This window comes from Pseudomonas sp. PS02290 (assembly GCF_029960075.1).
Taxonomy (GTDB): Bacteria; Pseudomonadota; Gammaproteobacteria; order Pseudomonadales; family Pseudomonadaceae; genus Aquipseudomonas.
The window spans coordinates 12,961-35,810 of the sequence record NZ_JASCOY010000036.1 but is presented as its reverse complement, the minus strand read 5'-3'; the positions used below and the strand labels follow the sequence as shown (position 1 = coordinate 35,810).

General features: G+C 57.5%; 20 protein-coding genes. 12 read left to right on the top strand and 8 right to left on the bottom strand.

Annotated elements, in window-relative coordinates:
* Nucleotides 1-105 precede the first annotated feature (105 nt).
* Entirely contained in the window at nt 106-1,071 is a 966-nt protein-coding gene (locus QMX88_RS16560; protein WP_282371206.1) for an L-carnitine dehydrogenase, read from the bottom strand.
* A gap of 138 nt (nt 1,072-1,209) precedes the next feature.
* A complete protein-coding gene (locus QMX88_RS16555; RefSeq protein WP_282371204.1) occupies nt 1,210-2,097 on the bottom strand; it encodes a 3-keto-5-aminohexanoate cleavage protein in 888 nt (295 codons plus the stop codon).
* 214 nt (nt 2,098-2,311) lie between these two features.
* Between QMX88_RS16555 and QMX88_RS16550 the strand changes: the two genes are divergently transcribed.
* Nucleotides 2,312-3,268 carry a GlxA family transcriptional regulator gene (locus QMX88_RS16550; protein ID WP_282371202.1) on the top strand — a complete coding sequence of 319 codons (957 nt, stop codon included), beginning with the start codon at nt 2,312-2,314 and terminating at the stop codon, nt 3,266-3,268.
* A 241-nt stretch (nt 3,269-3,509) separates the two neighbouring features.
* Here QMX88_RS16550 and QMX88_RS16545 read toward each other — a convergent pair whose 3' ends face one another.
* Nucleotides 3,510-3,929 (bottom strand): DUF3010 family protein, encoded by a 420-nt coding sequence (locus QMX88_RS16545; RefSeq protein ID WP_282371200.1) that lies wholly within the window; start codon nt 3,927-3,929, stop codon nt 3,510-3,512.
* A 47-nt stretch (nt 3,930-3,976) separates the two neighbouring features.
* Nucleotides 3,977-4,381: a lysozyme inhibitor LprI family protein gene (locus QMX88_RS16540; protein WP_192173190.1), complete on the bottom strand. Its 405-nt coding sequence runs from the start codon at nt 4,379-4,381 to the stop codon at nt 3,977-3,979.
* Between the two features lie 329 nt (nt 4,382-4,710).
* Between QMX88_RS16540 and QMX88_RS16535 the strand changes: the two genes are divergently transcribed.
* The 10 genes from QMX88_RS16535 to etfB all read left to right on the top strand — a co-directional run bounded on the left by QMX88_RS16535 (nt 4,711) and on the right by etfB (nt 15,155).
* A complete protein-coding gene (locus tag QMX88_RS16535; RefSeq protein ID WP_192173189.1) occupies nt 4,711-5,199 on the top strand; it encodes an Hcp family type VI secretion system effector in 489 nt (162 codons plus the stop codon).
* Between the two features lie 9 nt (nt 5,200-5,208).
* Entirely contained in the window at nt 5,209-6,168 is a 960-nt protein-coding gene (locus QMX88_RS16530) for a hypothetical protein (RefSeq protein WP_282371197.1), read from the top strand.
* Entirely contained in the window at nt 6,165-6,542 is a 378-nt protein-coding gene (locus QMX88_RS16525; RefSeq protein WP_108121072.1) for a hypothetical protein, read from the top strand. Before QMX88_RS16530 ends, QMX88_RS16525 begins: the two co-directional genes overlap by 4 nt.
* A 129-nt stretch (nt 6,543-6,671) precedes the next feature.
* On the top strand, nt 6,672-7,139 hold the full coding sequence (locus QMX88_RS16520) for a hypothetical protein (RefSeq protein ID WP_282371193.1): 468 nt from the start codon (nt 6,672-6,674) through the stop codon (nt 7,137-7,139).
* 208 nt (nt 7,140-7,347) lie between these two features.
* On the top strand, nt 7,348-8,325 hold the full coding sequence (locus tag QMX88_RS16515; protein ID WP_074886739.1) for a dipeptidase: 978 nt from the start codon (nt 7,348-7,350) through the stop codon (nt 8,323-8,325).
* 88 nt (nt 8,326-8,413) lie between these two features.
* Complete coding sequence (locus QMX88_RS16510; RefSeq protein ID WP_192173186.1) at nt 8,414-8,944, top strand: 4-vinyl reductase; 531 nt, start codon at nt 8,414-8,416, stop codon at nt 8,942-8,944.
* A 15-nt stretch (nt 8,945-8,959) separates the two neighbouring features.
* Nucleotides 8,960-11,020, top strand: coding sequence for a dimethylglycine demethylation protein DgcA (dgcA, locus tag QMX88_RS16505; protein ID WP_192173185.1), 2,061 nt, complete (start codon nt 8,960-8,962; stop codon nt 11,018-11,020).
* Between the two features lie 160 nt (nt 11,021-11,180).
* The gene (gene dgcB / locus QMX88_RS16500) at nt 11,181-13,142 is read left to right on the top strand and encodes a dimethylglycine demethylation protein DgcB (RefSeq protein ID WP_282371188.1); all 1,962 of its coding nucleotides are present in this window, start codon (nt 11,181-11,183) and stop codon (nt 13,140-13,142) included.
* Complete coding sequence (etfA, locus tag QMX88_RS16495) at nt 13,142-14,362, top strand: electron transfer flavoprotein subunit alpha (RefSeq protein WP_282371186.1); 1,221 nt, start codon at nt 13,142-13,144, stop codon at nt 14,360-14,362. Before dgcB ends, etfA begins: the two co-directional genes overlap by 1 nt.
* Nucleotides 14,352-15,155 (top strand): electron transfer flavoprotein subunit beta, encoded by an 804-nt coding sequence (gene etfB / locus QMX88_RS16490; RefSeq protein WP_282371184.1) that lies wholly within the window; start codon nt 14,352-14,354, stop codon nt 15,153-15,155. Before etfA ends, etfB begins: the two co-directional genes overlap by 11 nt.
* Before the next feature lie 27 nt (nt 15,156-15,182).
* On the opposite strand, the gene QMX88_RS16485 is transcribed toward etfB, so the two are convergent.
* From QMX88_RS16485 to gbcA, 4 genes are all read right to left on the bottom strand, one after another.
* A complete protein-coding gene (locus tag QMX88_RS16485) occupies nt 15,183-15,734 on the bottom strand; it encodes a hypothetical protein (RefSeq protein ID WP_282371183.1) in 552 nt (183 codons plus the stop codon).
* A gap of 860 nt (nt 15,735-16,594) precedes the next feature.
* Nucleotides 16,595-18,253 carry an ATP-binding cassette domain-containing protein gene (locus tag QMX88_RS16480; RefSeq protein WP_282371181.1) on the bottom strand — a complete coding sequence of 553 codons (1,659 nt, stop codon included), beginning with the start codon at nt 18,251-18,253 and terminating at the stop codon, nt 16,595-16,597.
* 13 nt (nt 18,254-18,266) lie between these two features.
* Nucleotides 18,267-19,451 carry a YcaO-like family protein gene (locus QMX88_RS16475; RefSeq protein WP_282371179.1) on the bottom strand — a complete coding sequence of 395 codons (1,185 nt, stop codon included), beginning with the start codon at nt 19,449-19,451 and terminating at the stop codon, nt 18,267-18,269.
* Nucleotides 19,452-20,063: 612 nt separating this feature from the next.
* Nucleotides 20,064-21,362, bottom strand: coding sequence for a glycine-betaine demethylase subunit GbcA (gene gbcA / locus QMX88_RS16470; RefSeq protein WP_192173178.1), 1,299 nt, complete (start codon nt 21,360-21,362; stop codon nt 20,064-20,066).
* A 329-nt stretch (nt 21,363-21,691) separates the two neighbouring features.
* Here gbcA and gbcB point away from each other — a divergent pair, with 329 nt between their 5' ends.
* Nucleotides 21,692-22,792 (top strand): glycine-betaine demethylase subunit GbcB, encoded by a 1,101-nt coding sequence (gene gbcB, locus QMX88_RS16465; protein WP_192173177.1) that lies wholly within the window; start codon nt 21,692-21,694, stop codon nt 22,790-22,792.
* Nucleotides 22,793-22,850 lie beyond the last annotated feature (58 nt).

Here is a 22,850-nt window from a genome sequence, read left to right as displayed (position 1 = left end):
CACACCGCGAAATTTCGGGTGCACATCAGAACAGTATTTCCCGATCTCCTGTAGAAGCGAGCTTGCTCGCGAAGGCCCCAGTTCAGACGATAGGGCACTGGCGTATCAGTCCTCAAACGCCATCCCATGCTTGGCCTTGGTGGTTTTCACCGCTTCAATCACCGCCAGCAGGCAGTCATCGCGATACCGCTCCAGCGCCGCAATGCTGTGGCTACCGAGCTGATCCGAGGTGCCATCAACCACGTCATCGATCAACTTGTCAGTCAGCTCGGGCGCCGGGAGATAGGTCCACGGCAACTGCAGCGCCGGGCCGAATTGCGCCATGAAGTGGCGCATGCCCGCATCGCCGCCGGCCAGGGTGTACGTCAGAAAGGTGCCCATGAACGACCAGCGCAGGCCGGCGCCGAAACGGATGGCGTCGTCGATTTCGCCTGTGGTCGCCACGCCATCGTTGACCAGATGCAGCGCCTCACGCCACAGCGCTTCCAGCAAGCGATCCGCAATAAAACCAGGGACTTCCTTGCGCACATGCAGAGGGCGCATGCCGAGTGATTCATAGAACTGGATCGCTGCCTGCACCGCTTCTGGCGCAGTTTTTTTGCCGCCGACCACTTCCACCAGTGGCAGCAGATAAACCGGGTTGAACGGATGACCCACCACGCAGCGTTCCGGGTGGGTGGCGCTCTCGTAAAACTCCGATGGCAGCAGGCCGGAAGTGCTGGAACCAATGATCGCGTCAGGCTTGGCCGCCGCGCTGATCTTGCTGTGCAGATCCAGTTTGAGGTCAAGGCGCTCCGGAGCGCTTTCCTGAATGAAGTCGGCGTCGCGAACGCACTCTTCGATGGTGTCGACGAAGCGCAGACGTTCCTGGGAGGCGCCCGAAGCTAGGCCTTTTTGTTCAAGGGCCGGCCACGCGTTGGCGACGCGTTTGCGCAGCGCGGCTTCCGCTCCCGGCGCCGGGTCCCAAGCCATGACATCCAGGCCGTGAGCCAGCGCGCGCGCCACCCAGCCGCTGCCAATGACACCGCTGCCCAAGGCCGCGAAGGTTTTGATGGTGGTGATGAAGGTCATGTCGGTTACTCGAAAAAGTGTCGAAGCCCTTGTGGGAGTGAGCTTGCTCGCGATAGCTATTCATCTGTGCGGCATGTGTGACTGACCCACCGTCATCGCGAGCAAGCTCACTTCTGCACGGTAGGATTTATGTGGAGATCAAAACCGCTTTTTCAGCCCCATCTTCACGCGGCCCTCGGCCGGGGTCAGAACCCGGGCGCCCAGGCGGCTCAGAATCTCGCTGGCCCGCTCGACCAGTGCGCCGTTGCTGGCGAGCACACCTTTATCGAGCCAGATGTTGTCCTCCAGACCGACCCGCACGTTGCCGCCGAGCAATACCGCCTGCGCAGCCATCGGCATTTGCATGCGGCCGATACCAAAGGCGGCCCACACCGCATCGGCGGGCAAGTTGTCGACCATGGCTTTCATCGTGGTGGTGTTCGCCGGCGCGCCCCACGGAATACCCAGGCATAGCTGAAACAGCGGGTTGTCGAGCAAGCCTTCTTTCATCATCTGCTTGGCAAACCACAGGTGGCCGGTGTCAAAAATCTCCAGCTCCGCTTTTACCCCCAGCTCTTGAATACGCTTGGCCCCGGCCCGCAGTTGCGCGGGCGTGGACACGTAAATGGTGTCGCCATCGCCAAAGTTGAGGGTGCCGCAATCCAGCGTGCAGATTTCCGGCAGCAGCGCTTCAACGTGCGCCAGCCGGGTCAGCGGACCGACCAGATCGGTGCCGGGGCCGAAATCGGTCGGACGTTCGCCCGGGCCGATTTCCAGATCGCCGCCCATGCCCGCAGTCAGGTTGACGATGATGTCGATGTCGGCTTCACGGATGCGGTCCATGGTTTCGCGGTACAGCTCGACGTCACGGCTGAACTTGCCAGTCTGAGGATCGCGCACATGACAGTGCACGACTGTCGCACCAGCCTTGGCGGCCTCGACTGCGGCGGCGGCAATCTGCTTGGGCGTGATCGGGACCAGGTGGCTTTTTCCGGTCGTGTCGCCAGCACCGGTCAGTGCGCAGGTGATGATGACGTCGTGATTCATGGGTGAGGTTCCTTGCAGGCCAGGCAGTGACGCGGACATTTGCATTCCGCTTTTGAGGTGCAAAGCTACGCAGCGGCGAACCCCTCAAAACGCACAGCGGCGACACGGTCTTGCACAGCAGCGACCTGTGCTGTTGCTGCCCATCGGCAAGAGGTGTATTTGATGATCGGGCTCAGGACGCCCTATCCCGCAAATCCCAAGGAACGCGCCAACGATGTCCCAGGATTTCTACTTTCTGCTCATGCCCGGCTTTTCGATGATGGGCTTCGTCTCGGCGCTGGAGCCGTTGCGCGTCGCCAATCGCTTCGGTGGCGAGCTGTTTCGCTGGCACATCCTGAGCGTCGACGGCGGTCCCGTGATTGCCAGCAACGGCATGTCGGTGAACGCCGACGCGGCGCTTGAGCCACTGAAAAAGGGTGCGACCCTGTGGGTGATGGGCAGCGTCGATCCGCTGAAGTTTTACACCGGCACGCTCGAACACTGGCTGCGTCGGCTGGACTTGGAAGGCGTGGTTCTAGGGGCGATCGACACCGGCAGTTTCGTGCTCGCCCAAGCCGGTTTGTTGGAGGGCTATCGCCTGACCCTGCACTGGGAGGCTCTGGACGCCTTCAAGGAAACCTATCCCCGGCTGCAAGCAACACAGGAATTGTTCGAGATCGACCGGCGCCGCATTACGTCGGCCGGCGGCACGGCCTCCATCGACATGATGCTCGACCTGATCGGGCAGGCGCATGGCCCGGACATGGCGATCAAGGTTTCCGAGCAGTTCGTTCTCGGGCGCATACGCCAGCGCAAAGACCACCAGCGCATGCAGATCGCCACGCGCTACGGCATCAACAACAAGAAACTGGTTCAGGTGATCGGCGTCATGGAGCAGCACACCGAACCGCCGCTGAGCACGCTGGAACTGGCCGAGGGGATTCAGGTGACGCGGCGTCAGTTGGAACGGCTCTTTCGCCTGCACCTGAACGACACGCCGAGCAACTTCTACCTCGGCCTGCGGCTGGAAAAAGCCAGGCAACTGCTGCGCCAGAGCGATATGAGCGTGTTGGAAGTCAGCATCGCCTGCGGGTTTGAATCGCCGTCGTATTTCACCCGTAGTTACAGGGCAAAATTTGTGCTGTGCCCGAGGGAGGATCGAGGGCGCACGCGCGAGGTGAAGGCTGTTTGATGCTCAATTATAGTGAATTATAGTCGCGACTATAATTCGGTATAAATGACCCGGCGGGCGGCTTTCGTCTTCTTCTTCAGGCTCCGGCTCGTCCAGTAGGACCGGCTTCAGCCGGGAATAGGCCCGGTTAAGCACCCTCAGTTTAAGGTGGTGGCGCCTGACGCCTTCCCGGCTAAAGCCGGTCCTACAGTCGGATTTAACCCCGGCCCACCACCGAGCAAGCGATCGGGTGCAGACCTTTCTACTTGGTCTTCATCAACGCCGAGCACGCCGCTTTGTACGCCTCGTGCTGATACTTGTTCAGCGCGGCGGGCAGTTCAAAGCCGTGCTTCTTCATCTGAGCATTAATGGTTTGGGGCGACAGCAGGATGACGTCGCATTCTTCCAGCAGCTGAAAGATAGTCTCGATCTTGAAGGTCGTCGGGCCGCCGGCGAATTCGCCTTTCTTGCTGCGCTTTTTGATCGCGATATGACCAATGCCGTTATCACGCACGAACGCCTCGATCTGGCGGGCGAACGCTTTCACGTTGACGGCTTCATCGTCGTCTTCGAGTGCGATCTTTTTGGTCGGCAGTGGGATGTGTTCGAGCGCGCCAGATGCGCGAGTGGCGACAGCGAAGATGGCCTCGCTGCCTTTGATTTCTACGCCGCAGATGTTCATGTGCCTACCTTGAGCTCGGGAAGGGCGTCAGGGTAGCGCATTCGGGATCACTCAGACTGCGCGACGGTGTCCAGATACTCCGATCGTTCGTCGCTGGCGCGGGTCAGGCAGTCGTTCTGATCGATATTGAATTCTTTGGTACCCGGTTTGGCGGGGAACACTTCCACTGCGCAGTCCGCGTCACGCAGTTTTTTCCAGGCTTCCTGAGCGGCCTTGAGTTTGGTGGCGAATTCCTCGGCCTGGGCCTTATTCGCCCCGAACTGCGTCTGCACACGCTCAAGCACGTTCTGCACATTCTCGGTCAGCAACTTCTCCGCCGTATCGCGGGTGTATACCGAGCACTCAAGCGTCTGCTGATCTTCTTCAAGGCCCTCACAGGGGTCGGCGGCCGGAGTGGCTGCTGCGTGTGCGCCTGTCGCGAATAGAGCCAGAGCCAGAAACATGGTTTTCATTAGGGCTTTCCGAGTCAGAGATGGATTGGATTCTCGCCCAAGCGCGAGGCAATGAACAGGTATCAAATGCGGGGAGCCTTTGTACGCCGTCAGCGGTTGCAGCTTGCTGACGGTTTTGACCATTTTGCGGTCGTATTTGCTCGCGACGCTTGGACTTCTGATGCGTCAGATAGGGAGTTTTCTCGAACATTCGCGAAGTAAAAGAACCGTCCTACGGAAAAGTCTGAAATTTCCCATCAGGGTTTTTGTAGCGAGTTTCTTTGGGCAGGATCCAATCCGCGCCGTTAACCGGCACTCGCAAATAACCAAGCAACTCAGGGAGAGAACTCATGGCGCTTGACGCATTTATCCAATTCGACGGCATCCCGGGTGAGAGCCTCGACGACCAGCACAAGAACTGGATCGAAATCCTCGGCTATAACTTCGGTACCCATCAGAGCGCATCGGCGACCGCAACCTCGGCGGGTGGCGCCTCGTCGGGCCGGACCACTGTCACCACATTCAACTTTTCCAAGTTCCTTGATTCGGCAAGCGCCAAACTGATGCAAGCGAGCTGCGCAGGCCAGCATTTCAAAAAAGTAACCATCGCGGTGCACCGCGCTGGCGGCGAAAAGCTCAAGTACTTTGAGATCGTGCTAGAGGAAGTGATCATTTCTGACTACAGCCACAGTGCCACCGACGGCGTGCCCCGCGAAGTGGTGCAGCTCGATTACGGACGTATCAAAACCAACTACGTTCAGCAGCGTCGTAGCGATGGTGGTGGAGGCGGCAACGTGACGGGCGGTTGGGACCGCATCAAAAACACGATTTGCGCGTGAGGGTCGTCTATGTCGCGGCCTTACAGCTTCATCAATGATCAGATGCAGACCTATTTTTCTATCAAGGCAAAACTGCCCTTGGGGAGCCGCGCGGCCGATAAATTCGATGTGCTTAATGCCCACATCCGCAATTCCACCGTAGCGGCGGGAGAAATCGTCATCGTCCCCGATGATTCAACCTCCGCGTGCACGTCTGAAGAAGCCGAACTCATGAGGCTTGCTACGATGACCCATCAGGGCCTCATCGATAACGACGCAGGAGGCGACGACTTCATCGTGGCCAACCACGAACTCATCACGCGGCTACTTGGCAATACCTCAATCGGTATCGGAATGGCTGCTGACGCTTGGGAAAAGCATCTGGAGCAGATCAAGACCACGCTCGACAGCATCGATGCCCTGCATAAGCAACACATGGCCTCGGGAACCCTGATCGAACGAAATCTGTTCTATACCAAACGCCGCCAGCTTTTCGACAAACTCGAAAAGCTGCTGAAAGGCTTTCTTAGTCTGGGAGCAGGACTGCGGAACACAGGCTCAATCCGGCGAATGCTGGGGATCTCAACTAAAAGCTACCTGCACACTGGCGAGATCAGACACTACGCCGAAAAAACGAGCGGCATTGCCAAAGCGGCGAAGCTAATAAAAAGAGGAGCTTATGTGGGGATAGTTCTCGATACAGCTTCGACGGCGGTTGATATCAAGACGGCTTGCTCGACGGGCCGGGAGGATGAGTGTACGAAGGCGAAGTATGTTGAGGGGAGTAAGCTGGTTGGTAATTTGGGGGGCGCTGCGGCCGGCGCGGGAGTGGCTACTGTGATTTGCGTTACCGGGTTGGGGCTTACAACAGGTCCGGGTGCACTCGCCTGCGGTGTCATCACTGCTGGAATATTGGGTTGGTTGGGGGGCGAGATAGGAGGTAAGGGAGGCGAGATGACGGGCGAGTTACTCTATGAGGTCTCTCAATGAAAGATATCGTACCTGGCCTAGTTGCAACTTCGATAATGATCCCTGGAATCCTGAACTTATTGGTGCTGCTATTCATCACCTGGTGGGTAAGGGACGAGGTGGACAGCCGTCTTTCTCGATGTTCCATAATTGTAGATATCAAGGCCACTTTTGGTGGCTTGGGATTTATCGGAGATGTCTATAGGGTAGGCACTGTGGCGTGTATCTTAATTTTCCCTAAGCTGTTCCTCAAGCGAGGAGTCATTGATGTTCGGCAGGTAGTGGACTTTCCAAAAAAATGGAAACTATTGATCGTGGTGCCGTTTTTTCTAAATATCATTTTTTTTACGGCCATGTTGGTGTTTCGTGCCTGGCTCTACTTTTATGATTTCTAACGACTTCATATGCTTTGAAGAATATCTCCATTGGCACCGAAATAGCAGTCGACGCTGGTGAGAGCTATTTTCAAAGGGTGGCATCATTAATGTAAGCATATAAGTATTTTGGTTGTATTTGCAGGGTGCGTGAAACTATTAGTAGCTGGCAGCTTTTTTGCGATCGGCCCGGAGGTCATTATGATAATTAGAAGCGGACACTATCGTCATGGTGGCGCCATTCATTCTGCGGATCATGACTTTATCGTTTTGACGATGTGTATCCTTTTCGTAGTCACTCTGTTGTATACGGTGTTGATAACGTTGTATCTGCGAAACAAGACCAATAAATCACTGGATAACTGTTTAGCGGTCACGGACTCTAGTTTGTTCCAGATCGGGACCGGGTTTCTAGGAGATATCAGAAAATTAGCCATCGTAAGCGCGATGTTCCTTCGGCCCCAAATGTTCCTGAAACTGGGCGCCATCGACTTGGAGCAGGTCGATACATTCCCAAAAAAATTCAAATACATGATGTTGGCTCAGGTGGCTCTAGTCACATTGACGACGTTAGTCACCCTCGTTTTTTTTGTTTGGGCGTATCTTCCCGACTTCTGAATTCCGCCCCAGAGCGCCCCCCTACCTGAATGGCTGCATCATCGTGAGGACCTGCTGCGTCGTCATGCCTATGCCCTTTGTCGTTTCTTGACGCTTTCGGCAATTCCCCTGTCGTTTTTGCACCCGGCTCCTCCGACCCTCAGGCATATGCTGACCCCAAAGCGCCGGCAGACCTTCCGGCCATTAAAGAACCCCAGGGGACCGCCTGATGAGCCCAGCCGAATTACACGCCGACAGCATCGTCATTGACGGGTTGATCATTGCCAAATGGAACCGTGAGCTGTTCGAAGACATGCGCAAAGGCGGCCTGACCATGGCCAACTGCACAGTTTCGGTGTGGGAAGGTTTTCAGCAGACCGTCAATAGCATCGCGTCCAGCCAGAAACTGATTCGTGAAAACAGCGACCTGGTGATTCAGGTCCGCAACACGGCCGACATCCGCAAAGCCAAGGAGCTGGGCAAGACCGGCATCCTGTTCGGCTTCCAGAATGCCCATGCTTACGAGGACCAGATCGGCTACGTTGAGATCTTCAAACAGCTGGGCGTGGGCATCGTGCAGATGTGCTACAACACCCAGAATCTGGTGGGCACCGGCTGCTATGAGCGCGACGGCGGCCTGTCAGGTTTCGGTCGTGAAATCGTCGCGGAGATGAACCGCGTCGGCGTCATGTGCGACCTCTCCCATGTGGGATCGAAGACTTCTGAGGAAGTCATCCTCGAATCGAAGAAGCCAGTGACCTACTCCCACTGCCTGCCTTCGGGCCTCAAAGAACACCCCCGCAATAAGTCCGACGCCGAGCTGAAGTTCATCGCCGATCACGGCGGCTTTGTTGGCGTGACCATGTTTGCGCCGTTTCTGGCCAAGGGTATCGATTCGACCATCGACGATTACGCCGAAGCCATCGAGTACGTGATGAACATCGTCGGCGAAGACGCCATCGGCATCGGCACTGACTTCACCCAGGGCCACGGCCAGGAATTTTTCGAATACCTGACCCATGACAAAGGCTACGCCCGGCGCCTGACCAACTTCGGCAAGATCATCAACCCGCTGGGCATCCGCACCGTCGGCGAATTCCCGAACCTCACCGAAACCCTGCTTAAACGCGGCCACTCCGAGCGCGTGGTGCGCAAGATCATGGGCGAAAACTGGGTACGCATCCTGGGCGATGTCTGGGGCGAATAAGCCTCCGGATTCACTCGCCGATCACAGAATTTTTCCCTCTCCCATCGCGGAGAGGGCTTCCACACGAATTTTCCGGAGTTAAGTTTCCATGGCCAAGATCGCCCCGCAATTGCCAATCGAAGTCGACAGCGAGACCGGTGTCTGGACCTCCGACGCCCTGCCGATGCTGTACGTGCCGCGCCATTTCTTCGTCAACAACCACATGGGCATCGAAGAAGTGCTGGGCGCCGAGGCGTACGCCGAAATCCTCTACAAGGCCGGTTACAAGTCCGCCTGGCACTGGTGCGAGAAAGAAGCCGAATGCCATGGCATCGAAGGCGTTGCGGTGTTCGAGCACTACATGAATCGTCTGTCCCAGCGCGGTTGGGGGCTGTTCAAGATTCAGGACATCGATCTGGAAAAAGGCACCGCCAGCGTCAAGCTCGAGCACTCGGCGTTCGTTTACGTCTACGGCAAAGTGGGGCGCAAGGTCGATTACATGTTCACCGGTTGGTTTGCCGGCGCCATGGACCAAGTCCTTGAAGCCAGCGGCAGCAACATCCGCACCGTGGCCGAGCAGGTCTACGGCGGGTCGGAAGAAGGCCACGACGACGGCCTGTTTGTCGTCAAGCCGTTGTAAGTCGAGGTTTCCGTCATGGCTTTCGAAGCGATGTTTCAACCGATTCAGATCGGTAAATTGACCATACGCAACCGCGTATTGAGTACCGCGCACGCCGAGGTCTACGCCACTGACGGCGGCATGACCACCGACCGCTACGTGAAGTACTACGAGGAGAAAGCCAAGGGCGGCATCGGTCTGGCCATTTGCGGCGGCTCGTCCAGCGTGGCCATCGACAGCCCGCAGGGCTGGTGGAAATCGGTCAACCTGGCGACCGACAAGATCATTCCGCACTTCCAGAACCTTGCTGACGCCATGCACAAGCACGGCGCCAAGATCATGATCCAGATTACCCACATGGGCCGGCGCTCCCGCTGGGACGGCGATCATTGGCCAACGCTGCTGTCGCCTTCGGGCATCCGCGAGCCGGTACACCGCGCGACCTGCAAGACCATCGAGCCGGAAGAAATCTGGCGCGTGATCGGCAACTACGCCAGCGCGGCTGCACGGGCCAAGGCCGGTGGTCTGGACGGCGTCGAGCTGTCGGCCGTGCACCAGCACATGATTGACCAGTTCTGGAGCCCGCGGGTCAACAAGCGCACCGATGAGTGGGGCGGCAGCTTCGAGAACCGCATGCGTTTCGGCCTGGAAGTGATCAAGGCAGTGCGCAAGGAAGTGGGGCCTGATTTCTGCGTGGGCCTGCGTATCTGCGGCGACGAATTTCACCCGGATGGCTTGAGCCACGAGGACATGAAAGAGATCGCCAAGTATTACGACCAGACCGGCATGATCGACTTCATCGGGGTCGTGGGTTCGGGGTGCGATACCCACAACACCCTCGCCAACGTCATCCCGAACATGAGTTATCCACCGGAGCCATTCCTGCATTTGGCGGCAGGGATCAAGGAAGTGGTCAAGGCGCCAGTGCTGCACGCGCAGAACATCAAGGACCCGAATCAGGCGACCCGCATTCTCGAAGGCGGCTACGTCGACATGGTCGGCATGACCCGCGCGCACATCGCCGACCCGCACCTGATTACCAAGATCAAAATGGGCCAGGTCGATCAGATCCGTCAGTGCGTGGGTGCCAACTACTGCATCGACCGCCAGTATCAGGGCCTGGACGTGCTTTGCATCCAGAATGCTGCAACGTCCCGCGAATACATGGGCGTGCCGCACATCATCGAAAAGACCAGCGGCGTGAAGCGCAAGGTGGTGATCGTCGGCGCAGGGCCCGCGGGGATGGAAGCGGCGCGCGTCTCGGCCGAGCGGGGCCATGACGTGACCTTGTTCGAGAAGAAAGACGCCATCGGCGGACAGATCACCACGGCGTCGAAAGCACCGCAGCGCGATCAGATCGCTGGCATCACTCGCTGGTTTCAGCTGGAGCTGGCGCGTTTGAAAGTCGATCTGCGTTTGGGCACGGCGGCAGATATCGCGACCATCATGGATCTGCGGCCTGATGTGGTGGTGCTGGCGGTGGGCGGTCATCCGTTCATTGAGCAGAACGAGCATTGGGGCGCGGCCGAAGGGTTGGTCGTCAGCAGTTGGGACATCCTCGACGGCAAAGTTGCGCCGGGCAAGAACGTGCTGGTCTACGACACCATTTGCGAGTTCACCGGCATGTCCACGGCCGACTTCCTGGCGGACAAAGGCTGCCAGGTCGAGATCGTTACTGACGATATCAAGCCTGGCGTTGCCATCGGTGGTACGTCGTTCCCGACCTACTACCGCAGCATGTACCCCAAAGAAGTGATCATGACCGGCGACATGATGCTGGAAAAGGTCTACCGCGAGGGCGACAAGCTGGTCGCGGTGCTGGAGAACGAATACACCGGCGCCAAAGAGGAGCGGGTAGTCGATCAAGTGGTGGTCGAGAACGGCGTGCGTCCTGACGAAGCGCTCTACTACGGGATGAAGGAAGGTTCGCGCAACAAAGGCCAGATCGACATCGACGCCCTGTTCGCGATTCAGCCGCAGCCGTCGTTGAGTCAGCCGGGTGACGGGTATCTGCTGTTCCGCATTGGCGATTGCGTGGCTCAACGCAATACCCATGCGGCGATCTATGACGCACTCAGGCTGTGCAAGGATTTCTAGCGGCCGGCACACAACCCTGTAGGAGTGAGCTTGCTCGCGAAAGCGGCGGGTCTGTCGGCATCCATGTTGAATGTCAGCAGGGCTTCGCCAGCAAGCTCGCCCCACGGGAAACGAGTCAGGCATCCCGACCTGCAAGACCCTGAGTCTTTGGGAGCTCCACATGTTAAACACCCTTCTTCCCATCCTGCTTTTCGCTGCCCTGGGCCTCGCGGTCCTTGGCGCGTTGCGGCGGGTGAGCCTGTGGCGCAACGGGCGTGCCGCCAAGGTCGACCTGCTCGGCGGATTGCTGGCGATGCCCAAGCGCTACATGGTCGATCTGCACCACGTCGTTGCGCGGGACAAATACATCGCCAACACCCACGTGGCCACGGCGGGCGGCGCGGTTGCGTCCATCATCCTTGCGATTCTGGTGCACGGCTTCGGCTTGCATAACCGCATCCTCGGCTACGCGCTGTTGCTGATGTCGGCGGTGATGTTTGTGGGCGCAATCTTCATGTACCTGCGTCGTCTTCACCCGCCAAGCCGGTTGTCGAAAGGCCCGTGGATGCGCCTGCCGAAAAGCCTGCTGGCGTTCTCGGGTTCGTTCTTTATCGTCACGTTGCCCGTTGCGGGCGTGCTGCCGGCGAACTTCGGCGGTTGGTTGCTGGCGATCATTCTGGGCATCGGTGTGTTGTGGGGGGTGTGCGAATTGTTCCTCGGGATGACCTGGGGTGGCCCGATGAAACACGCCTTTGCTGGCGCGTTGCACCTGGCGTGGCACCGCCGCCCAGAGCGCTTCGGCGGCGGCCGCTCTACGGGGCTGAAACCCCTCGATCTCACCGACAAAACCGCGCCGCTGGGCGTAGAAAAACCCAAGGACTTCGCCTGGAATCAGCTGCTCGGTTTCGATGCGTGCGTGCAGTGCGGCAAGTGTGAAGCTGCCTGCCCGGCCTTCGCTGCCGGCCAGCCGCTGAATCCGAAAAAGCTGATTCAAGACATGGTCGTCGGGCTGGCGGGTGGCACCGATGCCGATTTCGCCGGCAGCCCTTACCCGTCGCTCGACGGCCAGGGCAAGCCTATCGGCGAGCATGGCGGCAATCCCCATCAACCCATCGTCAACGGGCTGGTCGACGCCGACACCCTATGGTCGTGCACGACCTGCCGGGCCTGCGTGGAAGAATGCCCAATGATGATCGAGCACGTGGACGCCATCGTCGACATGCGCCGTCATCTGACCCTTGAAAAAGGCGCCACCCCCAACAAGGGCGCCGAGGTACTGGAAAACCTCATTGCGACGGACAACCCGGGCGGCTTCGCTCCGGGCGGACGCATGAACTGGGCGGCCGACCTGAACCTTGACGTCATGAGCCACAAGAAAACCGTGGACGTGCTGTTCTGGGTTGGCGATGGCGCCTTCGACATGCGCAATCAGCGCACCTTGCGCGCCTTCGTCAAAGTGCTGAAAGCCGCCAAGGTCGACTTTGCCGTGCTGGGTCTGGAAGAGCGCGACAGCGGCGATGTGGCCCGTCGTCTGGGCGATGAAGCTACCTTTCAGATGCTCGCCAGACGCAATATTCAGACGCTGGCCCAGTACGACTTCAAGCGCATCGTCACCTGCGACCCGCACAGCTTTCATGTTCTGAAAAACGAATACGGTGCGTTCGACGGTCACTACGTCGTACAGCATCACAGCACATATCTTGCCGAGCTGATCGGCGACGGCGCATTGAATCTGGGTCAGCACAAAGGCGCCAGCGTCACCTATCACGATCCTTGCTACCTCGGGCGTTACAACGGCGAGTACCAGGCGCCGCGTGATGTGCTGCGTGCGCTGGGCGTCGAGGTCAAGGAAATGGTGCGGTCCGGGTTCCGCTCACGTTGCTGCGGCGGCGGTGGCGGCGCGCCGATCACCGACATTCCGGGCAAGCAGCGGATCCCTGACATGCGCATGGATGACATCCGCGAGACCGGCGCCGAGCTGGTGGCCGTGGGTTGTCCACAGTGCACCGCGATGCTTGAAGGCGTGGTCGAGCCGCGACCGATGATCAAGGACATCGCCGAACTCGTTGCTGATGCACTGCTTGAGGAAACCGCACCTGTAAAACCGGCAGCGGCCCGACGTGAACCTGCGGAGGCGCATTGATGAGCGACATTATCCGCCGTGACCCACGCGCTGAATGGATTGCACGAAACCGGCTGCATCCCCTGCACGCCGCCATGCAGCCGGCTCAAACCAGTTGGATGGGCCCCAACGGTGTGCTTCGTAAAAACGTGCATGGCGTCGGTTTTATCGGTCCCAACGGCGTCAAACGCATCGACCGAAGCGGGGCGCAGCAAGGCGGCGCGGTCAAACGCTCGGCATCGGTGGACGTGCAATTGCCGCTGCATCGGATTGCGACGCCAGCCTTCTACATCGCTGTGGTGCCCGACATGGTCGGTGGCCGTTTGAGCAGCCACGACCGAGACCTGCTGGGCTTGGCCCATGGGCTGGCGGGCAACGAGGGCGCTGTCCTGGCGGTGATTTTTGGCGAGCACAAAGAGACGGCGTTCGACACCGCTGGCGTCGATCGTCTGTTGATATTGGAAGGCAATGCGTTCACTGGCTATTCCCCCGAGCAACGTGTGCAAGGTTTGCGGGCTGTGGATAACCAGTTCGACCCCCATCACTGGTTGCTGCCTGACAGCCGAAACGGCGGGGGAGAATTGGGTCGCCGTTTTGCGGCCAGTCTGGGTGAGCGACCGTCGACACGCGTCTGGCAAGTGGCTGGCGAACAGTGCATCGGTCGTGCAGGCGCTGGTGCGCAAGACCTGTTGCGTCCCGTGTCACGCTTGATCCTCGCCCAGGCGGAATGCGCCGAACCGGTCAGTGAGACCCGGCACGAAGTACTGCCCGTCGAGTTATCCACAGCTGTCGCGCGCAGCTTGCCGCGCATCGAAGACCTTGGCGCTGTGGCGGTCGATCCGGCACTTATCCCCATGTCCGAAGCTGAATTCATATTTTCGGGTGGTAACGGAGTCAAGGATTGGTCGCTGTTTCACCGCACCGCCGTCGCGTTGGGCGCAACTGAAGGCGCTTCCCGTGTGGCCGTCGACGATGGCTTCATGACCCGGGATCGCCAAGTCGGTGCGTCGGGCACTTGGATCACTGCCCGGGTGTACGTGGCGGTAGGGATTTCCGGCGCGATCCAGCATTTGCAGGGCATTGGTGCCTGCGACAAGGTCGTGGCGATCAACCTCGATCCGACCTGCGACATGATCAAGCGGGCCGATCTATCGGTGATTGGCGAAAGCTCTGCCATTCTCGAAGCGCTGATTGAAGCGGTCGACAGTTACCGGAATGGGGCAAAGCGCGATGCAGCCTGAAATGGAGGTCTCTGTGGATAAAGGTGCGCTGCACGTAATCAGCCTGGTCTCTGTCGGTGCGCACCCGACGTCGGGACGGCCGCGTCGTGCCGAGCAGGATGCCCGTGCCGTTGAGCTGGGTTTGCAACTGGCTGGGGATAACTTGCACGTGTTGCATGCGGGTGATGCCGAAGAACCCGCATTACGTGGCTATCTGGGCATGGGCGTGGATGAGCTTCATGTGCTGGCTCAGCCGCCGGGTGCGGACGCGTTGCCTGGGCTGACGGATTACATCCGCGAGTCGGGGGTGCAGCTGGTACTGACCGGCAGTCAGGCCGAGACGGGCGAAGGTTCCGGCATGCTCCCGTATTTGCTGGCTGAAACGCTCGGCTGGCCGCTGGTGGTGGGCCTGGCCGAGGTCGAGTCCATGAGCAACGGCAGCGCCCAAGTGCTGCAGGCGCTCCCTCGAGGTCAGCGCCGTCGACTCAAGGTCCGATTGCCGTTCCTGGCAACAGTGGATAACGCCGCCCCGAAACCGCGGCAAAGCGCTTACGGCCCGGCGCAACGGGGTCTGCTGGATGTGGAAGAGATCGAGGTGGTCATCGACGAAGTGTTCACCGGCGCAGAGCTGACGCCCGCGAAACCTCGGCCAAAACGCTTGAAGGTCATCAAAGCGAAAAGCGGCGCTGATCGTATGAAAGCCGCCACGGCAAAAGCGAGCGGAGGCGGTGGGCAGGTGCTCAAAGGGGTGACTGCTCAGGAGGGGGCTGCGGCGATTTTGAAATTGTTGGTGGAGGAGGGGGTGGTTCGCTGAGTGTGTTTCAGCATTGAGGAAGGCGTCCTAAGTGGCGCCTTTTTCATTTGGAGGTGATTCCTCGGGCAACCGGCTTTCAACGGCTTGCTCCGCTAATGGGACATCAATAATCGCCACATCGAAAACGTGTTCAATGACCTGCCGAGGTCCTTGTTTGAGGCTCCAGGTAAAGAACACCAAGCACCCAACCAGCAGGACGAAACAGCCTGAGCCAACGACGCTTTGAGCCACACCCGACCAGAATCCGGGTCTGAATGATCGGATCTCGTTATTCGCCTTGGCTGAGTACAGCTCCTCAAGCTCTTTTGCTTCATTCGCGAATGATGTTTCCAGAAAACTCACTGCCAACTGGGCCGCCTGGTTTCTGTAAACATCCAGCTGCGAAGCGTTGTTGCTGATGTCATGGAAAGCCGTTAGTTCGGAGTCTTTCGGCTCCTCTCCGTGCTTCGCGATGAAAGCTTGGATGTACTCGATTTTCTGCCGCTTGTAGCTCGAATAAGCGAGTTTGCCCAGAATGTCGCTCTCGTCAGCGACCAGTTCCTTGTAGATGTAGTCGTAGCCTCCTCTCGCCATGGTCATCAGGTTCGTTGCATTTTTGCGTAGGCGGAGGCGAATGCGCTTTTAATCTCCTGAAGCGTTCGGGGTCTGTAGGTCACGATACCCAGCAGCTCCCGCGGAAGACGGGTAGGCCGTCCGCGTTGTTCTATGAGCTGAGCGTTTGCCCGTACGACAACCTGCTCAGAAAACCGGACTCTTGATGTCATTCTTGGCCACTCCAAATCGATGATGGGCGGCAGTCTAACGCTCAGAAAAAGATATGAATGTCAGACGCGTCTGATTCGGTTTGTAAGTTTCGGTATTACCCACAATCGCTGTTGATCCGCCTGTGGATAAACTGTTCGGCCATTGCTATAGACCATGTTTACCGTGGCTTTCAAGCAGGTGGTCAATTTTTGATCGCTCTACCCGCGGATTCTTATAGGTTTTTTCCACAAGCCAGGCCTCGCGGTCCGTGTTCTTACCCACATTCTCTGTGTGCGGGCGTGTGGATAAGATGTTTGTGATCCGCTATAGCCCCCGTATTCCGTGGCCTGTGGAGTGGTGGTCAAGTTTTAACCAATAACAGCTCTAGCGCCTCCGTTTGCGTCTCTGACCGTCATTATCACGCCCATTGCACGCTTTTCCACAGCGATGGGCAGACTTACGCACACAGGCTGTTGGTGCTTCTGTGGATAACATGTTCGCGGTCAGGGTTGGGCCCCTGAATCCGGCGCGTTGAGCGATATGCTCAAAAAATGATCAACGATTCGCGCTGAACAATGACGAAGCGGCATTGAATCGCGCTAATGCCTCCAAATCTTCAAACCTGATGGCGGTGTAAATCTCTTCAATCGGCACGGAGGTGAGGAGCCTCGGCGTTTGGTTCAACAGCCTCGTATCTACGCCAGCGCCTGCGCAACGACCCCGTCGTTTTGCAATTCGCTCCAGGGGCCGTCGGCAATGACTTCGCCGTTTTTCAACACAATCACACGATCGAAACGGGACAGCGCAGTCATGTCGTGGGTAGCGCACACCAGCCCCCTTTTATGGAAGTGCTCGAACAGAGTGCTCCACACACCTAAGGCAGTTTCCTGATCCAGAGCCGATGTTGGCTCGTCGAACAAGTTGAAATCTCCAGGGCGATTGATTAGCCGGAGCAGTGAAAGTCGCTTTGCTTCGCCTCCGGAAATGTTGACTGCGCCTTCAGCTATTGATCGGTAGGCGGCCAGGTGTGCCACGCTAAGATCGTCAAGGATTCGGGGGAGGTGTTCTGACATGGGTTGATCAAAGAGCACAGAGTGTTTGAATGTGCCTTCAAGAAACACTGGGTCTTGAGGACAGTAGCGAACCCGATCCAGATACGTCTGAATGTCGCACCCTCGTAATGTCCTGCCATTCATGGAAAGGGCGTGCCGGAGTGTTTTCAGCGTTCCGGCCATCGTGTCTAAAAGCGTGCTTTTGCCGGCACCACTGGGCCCGATGATCGCAACGGATTGGTCAGGCGTGAAATGCAGCTTACAGTTCGTTACCTGAGCAACTGCGACCAACTCCAGTCTTGATAAAGGTTCAGGTAAAGGTTCTTGCGGTACCTCTACAAGATCCTCCAGTGACAAGATTTGCAGAAGCCTCTGTCTGTCTACCGAAAACTGATCCAGTGCCCGATAGGCCTCTGCCAAAGCGCTGCAATTACTGAGAAACATGCCCGCCAGCGAAAATACCGCGACCAGCTCCCCAACAGACAAACGTGGGGATAGGGAAGCCTGATCACTGACGCCCCAGGCAAGCAGCCCGGCCGTGGACAGCCCGATGTACAACACTTTGATCGAGCTGAGAACAGCACCGGTACTTGCCACTCGTGTTGCCGCATGTGCGTACTCCGTGTAGCTCTGACGAAGCGGCTTCATGGCGAGGCCGCAAGCCTGTTCGAGCTTCAGGATTTTGCCGGCTTGCAGGGTTTCGAATAGCTTGGACGACACCCTGTCTTCTTCATCATTGACGGCAACCAGATAAGGACGCCGCCAGCAGATCAGCTGGTGGTATAGCAGTATGTAGCCAACAGAAATACCCAGCAGGGTGGTGAACATCAGTGCGCCGCCCAAGTAGGCAAAGATGATCGCGATCAAAGCCAGTTCAATCAGCAGCGGGAACCCTGATGTGATGAAAAAAATCAGAAACTTCTCGTGGGCAGTTATTCCTCGCTCCACGGATTTGATGAGGCCGCCAATCCGTAGGGAAGAAAATTGCTCAAACTCTTTGCCCAGTATTTTTTCAGACCATTCGGTGGAGAGGTCTGCCAGGGTTGTCTGCACGAGCTTCACCAGTTGATAAGTCTGAAGCGGGTGCAACACGGACTGCAGCAGCACAGCGCCACAAAGAACAATCAGTAAATCGCTAAGGGTGAGTGAAGCGACATCTTCTGCGACAGAGAGGTTATCAATAATCTTCCCCAGCAACAGGGCTGGCGCTAGGGTGGACAGCTTCAATAGAACGGTAAGTGCTGTGGCGCTTATGAACAGTCTTTTCCTGGAGCTTAGTGTTTCACTGATAAAATCTATCATCCGAAGGTTTACCTCATGGATAGCACTTATTCGCGTGGAGAAGATGTTGGGGTACCACTGGAATACCTGCCCTTATTAGGTTGAATCGCTCCAGTCCAGGTACATAAACCTGCGCCACGGCACACCCGTTTTCGAAATCCAGCAGCGTTCTTTTGAACGCATGTAAACCAGTTGCTGCAAACCTCTCAAGGATGAACTCTACTTGCTCCTGCACAGATAAACGCTTCGGTGGGTCTAAACGTCTGCAGCTGAGCTCGGTGTTCCGGAGTACCTCAAGATTTATCAACGGGCGTAAGGTGGATGAGAAGCTAGCTAACGCGATGGCACTATGGTCAGTAGCTTTCTCAACTTCATCATATAGCGCCATGGTCTGATGAAGTTCAGTAGCGGCGCGTTCAATGGCGATTCGCGGGTCTACAGAGCATCCGCTGCCAAGCGGGCAGATTATGTATCTGCCGTCAGGTCGCTTGGGAATAGCCATAGCGAAATATACGCCCTGAATTGTCTCGGTAATGAGTATCTTCATGCGAGCGGCGAGGGTGCGAAATCTCGAGCCATCGGGAAATACTTCTCTCATTGGGGCCGCGTCAACTGACCGCAGCAGAATGGGGTCGTATTGGCCGCAGAGGGACATGAGAATTTTAGACAGCATGTGCCGCTCAAGCACTTCGTTGAGTCCATGAAGGATTGCTTCACTTTCCGAGCAGCCGAAGGCAATCCCCGAGTTTGTCGAGTAGCGGCTTAGGTACGCGATTTCGGTTAACGAGGTATTGTGTTCCACCAGAGCTTCGTCTGGAAGTTGCATGATAGCGGGGACAGTGATGAGACGGCTATTCAAGATATCTTTGAATTCGACGCAGTCTATCGGTGCCTCGCTATCGGGCAAGTTAGCGAGGACGCCATCAAGCTTAATGGATGCCTGGTGACGTACTTCGTTGATACGGCGTGTAACCAGGCCCTTGGATGAACAGTGTTCCAACGCGTAGTGCTCAATACTTTCTGCCAACGCACCTAATTGGCAATGCTGACCCTTGCCTGCGCCTTCGGCCACTGCCGCGCCGCTGTCATCAATGAGTGTGCAGGTTGCAACCGATTTTGATGAGTCTATGTATTTCACTGACGGTATAAGAGATAAAGAAAATATCGCCTCACGGATCTTCTGCTCTGAGGTCGATACGGGGAATTCACGTTCAATCATTGGCGATGCTCCTTGAACAGGCTTGGGGTATTAACCCCAAACCTGCTTTACGGTTTTTTAATCAACCCTGTGAGTAAAACTGCGCCTCAACTGGCAAAAGAGCTCCCATTGCATTTTCACTTTGATTAAAAGGCATCATCGAAATTTCTGAGCGTTTACGTCCCATGTCTATTACTCCATAAGTTTACATAAGGGGTTTTGCAGTGCTCACGTCATTTGCCGTGAGTGATGTATTAATAACATTCGTTCAAAAACGTTCAAGTTCGTACGCGGCTTTAAATCTCTGATCGTTTCGTAGGAAGATTCAGCAGTGTCGTAGGTCAATATTGATAAGGTCCTGAATTAAGGCAGGTTTTTTCGTAGGAAATGAAGTTTTTAGGATCGCGCCTCCACATGGCAGATATACAAGTGGAATCTCTGCTGGACGCCAGAAAAGAGCCGTTTCTGCCCCAGCGGTTAATCACAGGAGATGCGGATGCCCTGCTGAGCCTTCCTAAAACTCCTGATCGATCACCCAAAACGCAGCGCGGGCAAGCGCGCTCCTACAGCTCGAATGTCTGTAGAAACGCGGTTGCCCGCGAAGGTGTCAGTCCAAATCCGACAGGTAAAACCCTACTCGTGGTTAACCGCCACGCCCTTCAAATACGAAGCCGGTTCCGCGCCCATGTTTTCCAGCAATTTGGCGCTGTACCAGTCGATGAAATTCACCACGCCGAACTCGTAGGTCTTCGAATACGGCCCCGGCTGGTAAGCAACGGAGTTGATGCCGCGCTGATTTTCTTCAGCCAGACGGCGGTCCTGGTCGTTGGTGGCGTCCCAGACTTCACGCAGGCGCGCGACGTCGTAGTCCACGCCTTCGACGGCGTCCTTGTGCACCAGCCATTTGGTGGTGACCATGGTCTCCTGTGCGCTGACCGGCCACACGGTGAACACGATTACGTGGTCGCCCATGCAGTGGTTCCAGGAGTGAGGCAGGTGCAGGATGCGCATCGAGCCCAGGTCCGGGTTCTGGATGCGCCCCATCAGTTTTTTGCTGCCCTGCTTGCCGTCCATCGTCATCGAGACGGTGCCTTTGAGCAGCGGCATGCGCACTATGCGGTTGCGCAGGCCAAAGCTGGCGTGGGCGAAGGGAATCTTTTCCGCTTCCCAGGCGGCGGCGGATGCAGCAACGTGGTCCTTGAAGGCCTGGTCGGCGCGCGGGTCAGTGACGTCGTCCCACTCCAGCAAGGTGTTCAGCAGTTCGGGGTGCGACGCATTGCAGTGGTAGCACTCGCGGTTGTTTTCCAGCACCAGCTTCCAGTTGGCTTTTTCAATCAAGGTGGTTTGCACCGCCACCTTGGTGTTTTCCATGTCGTACGGTTCCATGTAGTGGTTCAGCGTCTGCAGGAACGCGTCGATGGCAGGCGGATTGCTCGCCATGCTGATGAAGATGTACCCGCCCGCGACCTTGCAGTGCACCGGCTTGAGGCCGAACTGCTTCATGTCGAAGTCTGCACCCATCTCGGTCCCGGCGTACAGCAGACGCCCGTCGAGTTCGTACGTCCACTGGTGATAAGGGCAAACCAGTTTGGCGACCTTGCCTTTTTCCTTGGTGCACAGGCGAGAGCCGCGGTGGCGGCAGACGTTATGGAATGCGTTGATCGATCCGTCCGGCGCACGCACGACCAGGATCGGGTTCTTGCCAATTTGAAGGGTGAGGAAGTTGCCCTTCGCCGGCACTTCGCAGGTCATGCCCGCGATCAGCCACTCTTTCTGAAAGATTTCCTGCATGTCGATTTCAAACAGCCGCTCATCGCTGTAGAAAGGCTGCGGCAGCGAGTAAGTCCGCTCGCGGGTATGCAGCATCTCGGCAGTCGCCTTGCGCGCAGGTTCCAGCGGATCGCCCAAGCTCAGAGTTGCGGTGACGTCCATCTTTCAAGTCCTCAGGCCGCGCTTTGCGCAGTCTACGAATGTGGCTGATACGGTGGGTGTGTAGCGAAGCACGCGAGGCGGCAGTGATTTCTGACGCTCAGGCCGATGGATAAAGAATCTGTAATGAATTGATGGCGAGTGTGGAGCCGGGCGCGACCTGAACCTTATCCATGGGCGACATGGCCGAATCCGTTTCCGACGGCCCGACCCCTATAGACCGGGGCTGGTCGCCATAAGTATGTGAATGTCGCTGATAGGTAAATAGGCGGCTCGCGCGTTACGCAGAATCGCCACCATAAGAGGCCGACCGTCGGCCGTGGAGAGTGAGTATGTCCCAGAGTTTCCTCAGCCCGGTCAATACCCAGACGTGGGCCAACGGCCGCCATTTGGTGCGGGTCGTCAAAGTGATCCAGGAAACCTGGGACGTGCGTACGTTCTGCTTCATGGCCGATCAGCCGATTCTGTTCTTCTTCAAACCCGGCCAGTTCGTCACCCTGGAGCTGGAAATCGACGGCGCGCCGATCATGCGCTCGTACACCATCTCCAGTTCACCCTCGGTGCCGTACAGCTTCTCCATTACCATCAAGCGCGTGCCCGGCGGCAAGGTTTCAAACTGGCTGCATGACACGTTGCACGAAGGTCAGGAGCTGGCGGTGCACGGCCCGGTGGGTCTGTTCAACGCCATCGACTTCCCCAATCCGAAAATCCTCTACCTCAGCGGCGGCGTCGGCATCACGCCGGTCATGTCCATGGCGCGCTGGTACTACGACACCAACGCCAACGTCGACATGGTCTTCGTGCACAGTTCGCGCTCGCCCAAGGACATCATCTACCACCGCGAGCTGGAACAGATGGCGTCGCGAATCAATAACTTCGCCCTGCACATCGTTTGTGAAAAGCACGGGCTGGGTGAGCCGTGGGCGGGTTATCGCGGTTATCTGAATCAGAAGATGCTCGAACTGATGGCACCGGATTTCATGGAGCGGGAAGTGTTCTGCTGCGGACCGACGCCGTACATGAGCGCGGTCAAGCGGTTGCTTGAAGCTAATGGTTTCAACATGGCGCAGTACCACGAAGAATCCTTCGGAGCGACGCCACCGGAAGCCCGCGCCGACGCCGTGGAGCACGCCGAACAGGCCGCCGATGCGCCGGATCTGGATGTTGCTGAATTGAATCAGGTTGAATTCACTGACACCGGCAAGAGCATCCGCGTAGCACCTGGGGAAACCGTCCATGCAGCGGCTGCCAAGCTCGGCCTGATGATTCCCAAAGCGTGCGGCATGGGCATCTGCGGGACGTGCAAGGTGATGAAACTGAGCGGGGAGGTCGAGATGGAGCACAACGGCGGCATCACCGATGACGACGTGGACGAAGGCTACATCCTGGCGTGCTGCAGCGTGCCGAAGGGGGATGTGCGGATTGAGTATTGAGGTCTGACGCGGGCGTCGAACTCTCCCCGCGTCTTGATGAGCCGACCCGGTTTCGAGT

What these genes read in the sequence shown, in the direction of transcription:
- QMX88_RS16560 (WP_282371206.1), bottom strand. Translation starts at nt 1,071, where the DNA reads ATGACCTTCATCACCACCATCAAAACCTTCGCGGCCTTGGGCAGCGGT.
- QMX88_RS16555 (WP_282371204.1), bottom strand. Translation starts at nt 2,097, where the DNA reads ATGAATCACGACGTCATCATCACCTGCGCACTGACCGGTGCTGGCGAC.
- QMX88_RS16550 (WP_282371202.1), top strand. Translation starts at nt 2,312, where the DNA reads ATGTCCCAGGATTTCTACTTTCTGCTCATGCCCGGCTTTTCGATGATG.
- QMX88_RS16545 (WP_282371200.1), bottom strand. Translation starts at nt 3,929, where the DNA reads ATGAACATCTGCGGCGTAGAAATCAAAGGCAGCGAGGCCATCTTCGCT.
- QMX88_RS16540 (WP_192173190.1), bottom strand. Translation starts at nt 4,381, where the DNA reads ATGAAAACCATGTTTCTGGCTCTGGCTCTATTCGCGACAGGCGCACAC.
- QMX88_RS16535 (WP_192173189.1), top strand. Translation starts at nt 4,711, where the DNA reads ATGGCGCTTGACGCATTTATCCAATTCGACGGCATCCCGGGTGAGAGC.
- QMX88_RS16530 (WP_282371197.1), top strand. Translation starts at nt 5,209, where the DNA reads ATGTCGCGGCCTTACAGCTTCATCAATGATCAGATGCAGACCTATTTT.
- QMX88_RS16525 (WP_108121072.1), top strand. Translation starts at nt 6,165, where the DNA reads ATGAAAGATATCGTACCTGGCCTAGTTGCAACTTCGATAATGATCCCT.
- QMX88_RS16515 (WP_074886739.1), top strand. Translation starts at nt 7,348, where the DNA reads ATGAGCCCAGCCGAATTACACGCCGACAGCATCGTCATTGACGGGTTG.
- QMX88_RS16510 (WP_192173186.1), top strand. Translation starts at nt 8,414, where the DNA reads ATGGCCAAGATCGCCCCGCAATTGCCAATCGAAGTCGACAGCGAGACC.
- dgcA (WP_192173185.1), top strand. Translation starts at nt 8,960, where the DNA reads ATGGCTTTCGAAGCGATGTTTCAACCGATTCAGATCGGTAAATTGACC.
- dgcB (WP_282371188.1), top strand. Translation starts at nt 11,181, where the DNA reads ATGTTAAACACCCTTCTTCCCATCCTGCTTTTCGCTGCCCTGGGCCTC.
- etfA (WP_282371186.1), top strand. Translation starts at nt 13,142, where the DNA reads ATGAGCGACATTATCCGCCGTGACCCACGCGCTGAATGGATTGCACGA.
- etfB (WP_282371184.1), top strand. Translation starts at nt 14,352, where the DNA reads ATGCAGCCTGAAATGGAGGTCTCTGTGGATAAAGGTGCGCTGCACGTA.
- QMX88_RS16485 (WP_282371183.1), bottom strand. Translation starts at nt 15,734, where the DNA reads ATGACCATGGCGAGAGGAGGCTACGACTACATCTACAAGGAACTGGTC.
- QMX88_RS16480 (WP_282371181.1), bottom strand. Translation starts at nt 18,253, where the DNA reads ATGATAGATTTTATCAGTGAAACACTAAGCTCCAGGAAAAGACTGTTC.
- QMX88_RS16475 (WP_282371179.1), bottom strand. Translation starts at nt 19,451, where the DNA reads ATGATTGAACGTGAATTCCCCGTATCGACCTCAGAGCAGAAGATCCGT.
- gbcA (WP_192173178.1), bottom strand. Translation starts at nt 21,362, where the DNA reads ATGGACGTCACCGCAACTCTGAGCTTGGGCGATCCGCTGGAACCTGCG.
- gbcB (WP_192173177.1), top strand. Translation starts at nt 21,692, where the DNA reads ATGTCCCAGAGTTTCCTCAGCCCGGTCAATACCCAGACGTGGGCCAAC.